The organism is Dysgonomonas sp. Shenzhen-Wh21 (assembly GCF_043392705.1).
GTDB lineage: Bacteria > Bacteroidota > Bacteroidia > Bacteroidales > Dysgonomonadaceae > Dysgonomonas.
Genome location: NZ_JAIXHZ010000065.1, coordinates 1 through 2,450 on the forward strand (window position 1 = coordinate 1; position 2,450 = coordinate 2,450).

The 2,450-nt window shown below is 30.1% G+C and carries 2 protein-coding genes; both read right to left on the reverse strand.

Features of this window, described 5'->3' with window-relative positions; all coding sequences use genetic code 11:
* Positions 1–1,262, reverse strand: a 1,262-nt coding sequence (locus LDB17_RS03830) for an IPT/TIG domain-containing protein (protein WP_393924895.1), incomplete at its 3' end; no start/stop codon positions are given.
* Positions 1,259–2,389 (reverse strand): porin family protein, encoded by a 1,131-nt coding sequence (locus tag LDB17_RS03835; protein ID WP_252638165.1) that lies wholly within the window; start codon positions 2,387–2,389, stop codon positions 1,259–1,261. The genes LDB17_RS03835 and LDB17_RS03830, both read right to left, overlap by 4 nt.
* Positions 2,390–2,450 lie beyond the last annotated feature (61 nt).

Below are 2,450 nucleotides of genomic sequence, written 5' to 3' on the forward strand. Positions count from 1 at the left end.
TATGTTTTATTATTTAGTTTAAAGGATTTTGCAGACTGGAACACAAAAGGAAGTTTGTTTTTTTTATTCCATGTCTTGTCGGATATTTTAAAATACCATAAGTCATCGTTTAATTCTAATAAATAGTTTAAACCTCCAACTTTATAGAACTTGTCGCCAGAAGGAATTAATAAGCTATTATAATAAAAATCTGGTTTATTGGATATAGGTTTTATTGTTGTCCATTTGTCAGCAACAGGATTGTATTCATGAAACTCCATTGATTCCACTTCCATTACATAACCTTTATTGTTATACGAAAATCCATCATATTTATAGTCCGATCCAAAATATTCCGAAGCATGACTTTTCCACGATGATTTAGTCAGTAATGTATTTTTATATTCGACAATTTTTTCTCCATTTTGTAATTTTATTGGTGATGATACTTCTGATAGTACATTGTCAGCAGGAGGAATCGCTACTGTAAAAGTCGTTTGCGCGTTAGCTCCAATATTTTTTTGCAATATTAGACCTAAATAACTACCAAAATATATCATCGTCTGATCTCCATTCTCTGTGAGGTTTTTTCCAGAAACTACAATATAACTACCAGCATGTCCTGTGAGTGGAGTAATCGACTCAATTTCGGGGCCAATAACCGTGAATGTAGTATTCGTTTCATTTTCTCCGGCAACAATCCGGATTACTGCATCACCAACAAAAGAAGAGGGAGGTATTGTAAAAGATATATAATTCTCTCCGGATTCACTGATGTTTACTTCTCTGTCATTAATATATATATGACGTTTATCTTTCTCTGATCCAAAATATTTACCGGATATTTTGACCTCTGTTCCATCAAAACCTCTATTGGGATTAATATTTTCTACAACAGGAGGTTCACTCCCTAAGGCTGTAAAGGTAACAGCTTTTCCTAAGATTAAATATTTTTCTGTTTTTATGTAGGCCTTGTAAGTGTAGGTTGTATTCTTTTTTAAATCAGTGTTTATTATTTTTTCGAAATCGTCTATTTCATTTGTTTCATAAATACTATATTTTATTTCTTTACTGTCATTTATAAATATAAATCCGTAGTCAATAATCTTGTCTCTTCCTTTTTGCGTTAATTTTCCTACAAGGGTAACATTTGTAGAGGTAACTACAGCATCTTTGGTTTCAACGAATGGGTAATCTTTTTCAGGTAGTTCTACGTCGTCCACACAACTTGTATTAAAAACAACTGATATGATTAGTAAAAGTATAATTAATATATATTTCATAGGTTTATACTTGTTGAAAAATAAATTGTAGATTTATTAAAATAGTTAGAGCTAGATGAAGTGAAATTATCAGAATACCTTATATCAAAGAATAATGAATTTTTATAATTCAATTTATACTCTACACCTGCTCCTATATTGTAACCTATTTGGTGGCTATCTATTATTGGATGATCTATCTTATCGATTGTTATTGTATTATCTGTTATTGTTGAATTAAATAAAGAGTTATTCCACTTGAAGTTATATGAATATATTAGACCTGCATTTATATAAGGGCATACTTTATTTAAAGGAAGAGTATATCTGAAAAGAAGTGGAACACTTAATGTGTGCATATTTGCAATATAGTCAATATCACCCATCGCATTACTAGACGAGTAAGAATAGCTGTGTTTGGAATAATAAGCCTCAACATGGAAGGAAAAATCAGTTAAAGAGATTGGTATATTAATGAATCCACCTATAGAGAACGCACCTTCATATTTGTAATTTAAAAATTTTAAGTTATTGCTTGCATTAGAAGTCATTCTTAGTTTTTCGAAATTATAGCCTGCAGTTATTCCATATCTTACGTATAATATAGGGTCAGAGCTACATGTCTCATATCTCTTCATTACACCTTTGATTGAAGTTTGGTTATATCTGGATTGTTTAATTACGTTTGTTAATTCGCTGCAAGCACTTGTTATTGTCGATAGATTTTCTCTGAAAACAGATTTTCCTGTGTTGTCAAATTCTGGGAAGTCTTTCAATTTGCCATTTTTTTCGACGAAAAATCTCTCCTTCTTTTCTCCTTTATAATAATAGAAGGCAATATTACCTTCTGTTATTACTTGAAGAAATACTTTTATGGTGGAGTCGTTCAGCTGAATATCTTTTGCTTTATATTTTTTGCCATTTTTTAATGCATATTCAGATACTTCATATGGAGAATAGTGTGTTGTTTTATTTTTTTCGATAACAGTGCAAAATTTCGCATTCGATACGTCGCCTTCATCTGATAAATTAATGCCGTAAGATGTGTGATCTACTGTTTTTAAATAATTTTCTTGACAATAACATGATAAAGTTGTAATGGAAATTAATATAAATAAGATAGTTTTCTTACAAGTATTCTTCTGCATATAGATTTAAGTTGATGTATTTAAATGCCTTATATATCTAAGGATAAACATTAATAAAAGA

Coding starts and splice junctions, on each gene's coding strand:
- LDB17_RS03835 (WP_252638165.1), bottom strand. CDS start 2,389: ATGCAGAAGAATACTTGTAAGAAAACTATCTTATTTATATTAATTTCC.